This is a genomic window from Salinivibrio sp. MA427 (genome assembly GCF_001996115.1).
In the GTDB taxonomy this organism is placed as follows: Bacteria; Pseudomonadota; Gammaproteobacteria; order Enterobacterales; family Vibrionaceae; genus Salinivibrio; species Salinivibrio costicola.
This window is the reverse complement of sequence record NZ_MUFH01000477.1, coordinates 1-1,253: the sequence shown is the minus strand read 5'-3', so window position 1 is coordinate 1,253 and position 1,253 is coordinate 1. Positions and strand designations below refer to the sequence as shown.

Sequence of the window (1,253 nt, the reverse complement as noted above, 5' to 3'; positions counted from 1 at the left end):
ACGATAATGAGAATGGTTATTATTAACTTGCACTCAGGGACATGACACGACGTTCCTGAAGGCACGACATTGCTCACATTGCTTCCAGTGTATTAGCGGGGCGCTTATCAAACAGTGATTAAGTTAGTCCGTTTTTTGCTAGGCGACATCTTTCGGGATGTCGCTTTTTTCTTTTTGGGCGCTGGCTTTTCGAACCAGGAGTGTTGGCGTGATGGCGGTGGGTGCAATAACAGTTTGATGACAGCGAATGAGTCTGAGCACAAGATCAATAAATGAAAAAGATTATCAACTAAGTGTTGAAAATGGTAATGAGAATGGTTATTGTTAACTTGTCTTCAGGGCAAAGCCCACAAGCTAGGCGTTGAAGGCACGACATTGCTCACATTGCTTCCAGTGTATTGGGGCCAGCAAACTGTTACTAGACAGCTTTGTTTTTGCGCTCACTTGTTACAGCGACGCCCACCTCGGCGTCGCTTTTTTCTTTGTGTCTTTCTTTTTCCCGTTATTATTTGCTTAGGCGAGCTCAACCAGTTTTTTCACCATCCGATTGATACCACTAGCTGCGTCCGAAACAGACGTTGCTAGCATATAGGCCGGTGTGGATAGCAGATGATGGCGCTGATCCAGCACATAATCCGATACTGGGCAGTCAATATGTTCACCCCCCATACGATTAAAGGCGGCAGCGATATCAGGTTCATTGCCAATGGTGCCTTTTACACCTTTTGGATAGATCTGCGGGATCATGATTGGTGCGATACACATATAACCGGCGGGCTTTTCTGCACGCATAAAAGCTTGGCAAACCGCAAACATATCTTGGTGTACCTGCACCGGATCGCCATTGTAAGCAAAGTCTGACAAGTTCTTGGCTGCACCAAAGCCACCGGGGACCAGTAAGGCGTCGAAGTCATCGACGTTTAAATCGGTAAGCGGAAGAATCTCACCACGAACAATACGGCTGGCTTCGGTGAGCACATTGCGCGTTTCGTTCATCGGCTCACCAGTACGATGATCGATCACATGGTGCTGATCGATATCTGGTGCGAAACACTGCCATTGCGCATTGTTTTGTTCTAGTGCTAGCAGCGACAATACGGTCTCTTGGATCTCTGCGCCGTCAAACACGCCGCAGCCAGATAAGATCACAGCCACCTTTTTCATCACGCTCTCCTTGTATCGAGATTAAAAATATCGCAATCAGTGTGGGCAATGCACAACGATCAACGACGCTAATATAGGCTACGTTTATC

At 47.1% G+C, this 1,253-nt stretch carries 1 protein-coding gene; it reads right to left on the bottom strand.

Annotated elements, in window-relative coordinates; all coding sequences use genetic code 11:
* Positions 1-513 precede the first annotated feature (513 nt).
* Complete coding sequence (gene elbB / locus BZG79_RS15725; RefSeq protein WP_077669778.1) at positions 514-1,164, bottom strand: isoprenoid biosynthesis glyoxalase ElbB; 651 nt, start codon at positions 1,162-1,164, stop codon at positions 514-516.
* Positions 1,165-1,253: the final 89 nt, after the last annotated feature.